4 protein-coding genes and 1 rRNA gene are annotated in these 6,447 nt (G+C 52.9%); all 5 read right to left on the minus strand.

From position 1 onward, the window contains the following. Positions 1-16: 16 nt before the first annotated feature. Entirely contained in the window at positions 17-1,744 is a 1,728-nt protein-coding gene (gene aceK, locus BZK42_RS23070; protein ID WP_080860373.1) for a bifunctional isocitrate dehydrogenase kinase/phosphatase, read from the minus strand. Between the two features lie 102 nt (positions 1,745-1,846). Further along, positions 1,847-3,151, minus strand: a complete 1,305-nt coding sequence (gene aceA / locus BZK42_RS23075; protein WP_049268477.1) for an isocitrate lyase — start codon at positions 3,149-3,151, stop codon at positions 1,847-1,849. A 31-nt stretch (positions 3,152-3,182) separates the two neighbouring features. Beyond that, positions 3,183-4,784 carry a malate synthase A gene (gene aceB / locus BZK42_RS23080; RefSeq protein WP_080860375.1) on the minus strand — a complete coding sequence of 534 codons (1,602 nt, stop codon included), beginning with the start codon at positions 4,782-4,784 and terminating at the stop codon, positions 3,183-3,185. Positions 4,785-5,052: 268 nt separating this feature from the next. Next, positions 5,053-5,982 carry a homoserine O-acetyltransferase MetA gene (metA, locus tag BZK42_RS23085; protein ID WP_016155321.1) on the minus strand — a complete coding sequence of 310 codons (930 nt, stop codon included), beginning with the start codon at positions 5,980-5,982 and terminating at the stop codon, positions 5,053-5,055. Between the two features lie 340 nt (positions 5,983-6,322). After that, a 5S ribosomal RNA gene (rrf, locus tag BZK42_RS23090) occupies positions 6,323-6,438 on the minus strand. Positions 6,439-6,447: the final 9 nt, after the last annotated feature.

Below are 6,447 nucleotides of genomic sequence, written 5' to 3' on the forward strand. Positions count from 1 at the left end.
AAAGGGTTGCCGGGCGTCAAGCCGAAAATCTGATGCAAAACCGCTGTTTGCGCCGGTAGGCGTAAACATCTTCCACGTGTCCTTCACGGATCCGCGTTTGCAGACCTCGCCAGTAGTCGGCACTGAACAGGTCAGCATGCATCTCTTCAAATAGCGGCCCGATACGCGGGTCAGCGCATAGCCAGTGACGAAACTCTTCCGGGAAGACATCCCCCGGCGATACGCTATACCACGGTTCAGCGCTCATCTCATCTTCCGGGTAACGCGGCGGTGGGATATGACGGAAATTCACCTCCGTCATGTAGCAAATTTCATCGTAGTCGTAGAACACCACGCGCCCGTGGCGAGTCACGCCGAAGTTCTTAAACAGCATATCGCCGGGGAAAATATTGGCGGCGGCCAGCTGACGAATGGCATTGCCGTACTCTTCAATTGCATCGCGCAGTTGCTGGCCTTCGACCTGCTCCAGCCAGATATTGAGCGGCACCATCCGTCGTTCGATATACAAATGGCGAATGACAATCTGCTCGCCGAGATCGGTAATTTTTTCCGGGGCTTCCTGTAGCAACAGCGCCATCAGCGACGGATCGATTTGCCGTTTATCCAGCACAAAGTTCTCGAACTCTTGGGTGTCAGCCATCCGTCCGACACGATCGTGCTCCTTGACCAGTTGATAACAGGCGCGGACGTGGGCGGCCGACATCTCTTTTTGCGGCGCAAATTTGTCTTTGATGACTTTAAAGACGCGGTCGAAGCCCGGCAGGGTAAACACCAGCATCACCATGCCGCGGATCCCCGGCGCTTCGATAAATTGCTCATCGCAATGGGCAAGATAGAGCAGATATTCGCGGTAACTTTCGGTCTTCGCGTGTTTCTGACAGCCGATCGCCATATACAATTCAGCGGTGGTTTTACCGGGCAGGATCTCGCGCAGCCACTCCACTAACGCGGCGGGCAGCGGGGCGTAAACCATAAAATACGAGCGGGCGAAGCCAAACACGATACTGGCTTCCGCCGTTGTGGTCAGGCAGGTATCGACAAACAGTTCGCCCTCGTCAGTACGGTGAATTGGCAGTAAAAACGGCAGCGTCCCGGAAGGGGTAATCAACTTCCCGACCAGCCAGGCGGCCTTGTTGCGATAAAACAGTTCGTTCGCCACCTGCAAATGACTGCGCTGCAACAGATCCGCCCCCAGCGTTTCGGTCAGGTGTTCGATGATGTAGTGGATATCCCGATGTCTGTTCTGCCACGGCAGACGCAAGGGCAGATCGCTGAGGACGCGCGTAAGCAGCCACTCCCAGCCGGTATCGGGAAAAAAGTCTTTCGCCAACGGGCGTGGGATCGTGCGAAAACGGCGCTCTGGCTGAGAGCTGAAAATAAACAGTCGCTCGGGAGTCAGCGAGCGGTGGTCAAATAACCGGCAATAGACGGAGTTAAAGAAACTCTCCGCAATCTCGAAGCGTGGATAATCTGGCAATAGCCGGGTGTAATGCTCTTTCACGCGAAGTAAAAAATCCGCGTCGGTACTTTTGCCATCAGTAATGCAGCGCAGTTGCTCCACCACCAGACCCACATGATGATCGTAAAGGTGGATACGGCTTTTCATCGCCTGCTGAACCGCGTGCCAGTCGGCATGTTCAAAACGCTGCTGCGCGCCGGAGGTCACTTCCAGAAAACGCCCGTACTGGGCGTCGAAACCTTGCAAAATCGTCTGAGCAATCAGTAATTCCAGGCCACGCGTCATCAATTTCTCCCATCCGGCACAATGTCATGCCGGATGGCGCGTTCGCTTATCCGGCCTACATCCCTTCGTAGGCCCGGTAAGCGCAGCGCCACCGGGCATTGATCAAAACTGCGATTCTTCAGTCGAGCCGGTCAGCGCGGTCACTGAAGAAGTGCCGCCCTGAATGATGGTGGTTACTTTGTCGAAGTAGCCTGTCCCTACTTCCTGCTGATGGGACACGAAGGTGTAACCGTCTTTAGCCGCCGCAAATTCCGGCTGCTGAACCTTCTCAACGTAGTGGCGCATGCCTTCACCCTGCGCATAGGAATGCGCGAGGTCGAACATGTTGAACCACATGCTGTGAATACCCGCCAGCGTAATGAACTGGTATTTGTAACCCATATCGGACAGCTGTTGCTGGAAGCTGGCAATGGTTTTGTCATCCAGGTTTTTCTGCCAGTTGAACGATGGCGAACAGTTGTAGGCCAGCAGTTTGCCTGGGAATTTCGCATGAATAGCATCGGCAAAGCGCTTCGCCAGTTCGAGGTCCGGCGTGGAGGTTTCACACCACACCAGATCCGCATACGGTGCGTAGGCCAGGCCACGGCTGATCGCCTGCTCAATGCCCGCATGCGTACGGTAGAACCCTTCGCTGGTACGCTCGCCAGTGATGAACTCGCTATCGTATGGGTCGCAATCAGACGTAATCAGATCGGCTGCGTCAGCATCGGTACGCGCAATCACCAGCGTCGGAACGCCCATAACGTCTGCAGCCAGACGGGCTGCCACCAGTTTCTGGATAGCTTCCTGAGTCGGCACCAGGACTTTACCGCCCATGTGACCACATTTTTTCACCGATGCGAGCTGATCTTCGAAGTGAACGGCCGCTGCACCAGCCTCAATCATCGATTTCATCAGTTCAAACGCGTTCAGTACCCCGCCAAAACCCGCTTCCGCATCGGCAACGATCGGCAGGAAGTAATCCACATAGCGCGGATCGTTCGGCTCAATACCAGTTGACCATTGGATCTGATCGGCTCGACGGAATGTGTTGTTGATCCTGTCCACCACCGCCGGAACGGAGTTCGCTGGATACAACGATTGATCCGGATACATGCTGGACGCCAGGTTGGCATCTGCCGCCACCTGCCAGCCTGAAAGGTAGACCGCTTCAATACCAGCTTTCGCTTGCTGCAGCGCCTGACCACCAGTCAGCGCGCCGAGGCTGTTGATATAACCTTTCTTCGATTCGCCGTGTAGCAGACGCCACATTTTCGCCGCGCCAAGCTGCGCCAGCGTGCATTCCGGGTTGACCGAGCCACGTAATTTCACCACTTCCTCCGCGCTGTAGGGGCGGGTGATTCCTTCCCAACGCGGTTGAGTCCATTCTTGCTGTAATTCTTCGATTTGTTGAGTACGGGTTTTCATGTGCAGATGCTCCATATTGTTATGTGGTGAGTTAAGCCAGCAGGCGGTAGCCCGGCAGGGTTAAGAAATCGATCAGTTCATCAGAGGTAGTGATTTGCTCCATCAGGCGCGCGGCGTCGTCAAAACGCCCGCTGCTGTAGCGGTGTTCGCCCAGTTCCTCCTGAATCACCAGCATCTCTTCGGCCAGCATCTGGCGGAACAACGGTTTGGTAACCGGTTTGCCGTTGCTGAGCGTTTTCTGGTGGTGGATCCACTGCCAGATGGAGGTACGAGAGATTTCGGCGGTGGCCGCATCTTCCATCAGACCATAAATAGGTACGCAGCCATTACCTGAGATCCACGCTTCGATGTACTGCACCGCGACACGAATGTTGGCACGCATGCCTTCTTCAGTACGCTCACCTTCACAGGGTGCCAGCAATTGTTCTGCGGTAATCGGCGCATCTTCTTCACGGGTCACAAACAGCTGATTTTTGTTTTCACCGAGTACGTCGTTGAACACCGCCATTGCGGTATCTGCGAGTCCTGGATGGGCAATCCAGGTGCCGTCATGACCGTTATTGGCTTCCAGCGCTTTGTCCGCTTTTACCTTGGTCAGAACCTGGTTGTTACGTTCCACATCTTTGCTGGGAATGAACGCGGCCATGCCGCCCATCGCGAACGCGCCGCGTTTATGACAGGTTTTAATCAGCAGACGCGAATACGCACTGAGGAATGGCTTATCCATCGTCACCACCTGACGGTCCGGCAACACGCGATCCGGGTGGTTCTTCAGGGTTTTGATATAACTGAAAATGTAGTCCCAGCGACCGCAGTTCAGGCCCACAATGTGGTCACGCAGCGCGTGCAGAATTTCGTCCATCTGGAAAACGGCTGGCAGCGTTTCAATCAGCAGGGTCGCTTTAATTGTGCCGCGCGGCAGATTAAAGCGATCCTCTGCATAGCTGAACACTTCACTCCACCATGCCGCTTCTTGCCAGGCCTGCGTTTTGGGTAGATAGAAATAAGGGCCACTGCCTTTTGCCAGCAACGTTTTGTAGTTGTGGAAGAAATAGAGGGCAAAGTCGAACAGGCTGCCCGGGATCGATTCGCCACGCCAGGTGACGTGTTTTTCCGGCAGGTGCAGACCGCGAACGCGGCACACTAACAGGGCCGGATTGGGTTTGAGTTGATAAATTTTACCGGCTTCGTTGGTGTAGCTAATGGTGCCATTGACTGCATCGCGCAAGTTGATCTGCCCGTCGATAACTTTGCTCCACTCAGGAGCCAGCGAATCTTCAAAATCAGCCATAAAGACTTTGACGTTCGCGTTCAGCGCGTTGATAACCATCTTGCGCTCAACCGGTCCGGTAATCTCTACACGGCGATCCAGTAAATCATCAGGAATACCGCGAATTATCCAGTTACCTTCGCGAATGGAAGCTGTTTCCGAAATAAAGTCAGGCAACTTACCGTCATCAATATCCTGCTGCTGCTGGATACGTGCAGCCAGAAGTTTATTCCGCTTTGGCGTAAATCTTGTCACCAGCTCGGTCAGAAACTCCACCGCTTCAGCGGTCAGAATCTGCTGTTCCTGTTCGCCACGCGGCCTGGTGAAGATCAGTTCATCGGTTGTCGTTGCCTGTTGATTCATTGCGTAGTTCCTCGTCATTGATCCAAACACATCCCCAATGCGAACGAAGGATCGTTGTGCGGTTTTCGTTCAGCACAACTAAGACTACTCATTTAAATTTCAAAATCAAAAACAATTTCCATTTTTAATTTAATTATCAATTAACTTATTGATAACAATATAGATAAAATTTAATTACACAGTGAGGTGCGTTTCGGAAATAAAAAAGGCACCCGAAGGTGCCTGATTCAACATGCTGAAACGCTTAAGGATCGTCTGTTACAGAAGATTAATCCAGCGTTGGATTCATGTGACGCAGATCATATGGCGTGATCTGGTAAACGTAATAGTTGAGCCAGTTGGTAAACAACAGATTGCCGTGGCTACGCCAGGTTGCCCGCGGTTTATTTTGCGGGTCATCTTTTGGGAAGTAGTTATAGGGCACTTCCGGCGTTAAGCCCGCTTCGACGTCACGAAAATATTCACTGCCGAGTGTATGGGCGTCATACTCAGGATGGCCCGTTACGAAGGCGATACGTTTATCTTTGCTGGCAAACAGGTAGGCATCTCCCTCTTCTGTTTCGGCAAAAATCTCGAGATCGGTGTAGTCCCTGATAAGGGCAGCAGGAAAATCGGCATAGCGCGAATGCGGGGCCAGGAACGCATCATCAAATCCACGCGTCAGCAGCGCATGAGGATGAAGAATATGGTGCTCATAGACGCCTGAGAGTTTATCCGTACGGGTTTGCTTGGGAATTCCGTACAGGATATTCAATGCGGCTTGCACCGCCCAACAGACAAAGAGCGTCGATGTAACATGATCTTTCGCCCATTCAAGCACTTGTTTAATCTGCGGCCAGTAAGCCACGTCATTAAATTCAACCAGACCCAACGGCGCGCCGGTCACGATCAGTCCATCAAAGTTCTGATCGCAGATATCCTCGAAATTACAGTAAAAGTTATTCAGATGCTCCGTAGGGGTGTTGCGTGACTCGCGGGCATCAATGCGCAATAGCTGAACATCTACCTGCAGCGGTGAGTTAGAGAGTAAACGCAGGAACTGGTTTTCCGTTTCAATCTTCTTGGGCATCAGGTTGAGGATGAGCACCTTCAGTGGACGAATTTCCTGACCAGAAGCGCGAGATGACGTCATCACAAAGACGTTTTCCTCACGCAAGAAATTGACGGCGGGTAGCTCGTCCTGCACGCGAATTGGCATAACCTGATAACCTCACTACATACGTTTAAACGTTTAGACATCCAGATAGCTGAAGATACCTAGGAATCATGCGAATGTCGAGCCTGCATCCTCAAGTTGAGAAAGTTTCACGGCTCCTTGCTGTAGATTAGTGCAGTAAAGAAAAAAGGAGAATGCTATTCGTCATTCGCGTAACAGGCAATGTGCTGCCGGGAGAGCCTGGTGTGCTGCGCTTCTCAGGCCTGCACACCGGTTACAATATGATGGGCTGGATAAAATGGTACGCTGCATCCGGCGATTTTCATTCCGCACAGACGCAAAAAAGCCCATCCGGCAGGATGGGCTTCTTCACTTATTTGATGCCTGGCAGTTCCCTACTCTCGCATGGGGAGACCCCACACTACCATCGGCGCTACGGCGTTTCACTTCTGAGTTCGGCATGGGGTCAGGTGGGACCACCGCGCTACAGCCGCCAGGCAAATTCTG

The sequence above is a fragment of the Citrobacter braakii genome (genome assembly GCF_002075345.1).
Taxonomy (GTDB): Bacteria; Pseudomonadota; Gammaproteobacteria; order Enterobacterales; family Enterobacteriaceae; genus Citrobacter; species Citrobacter braakii.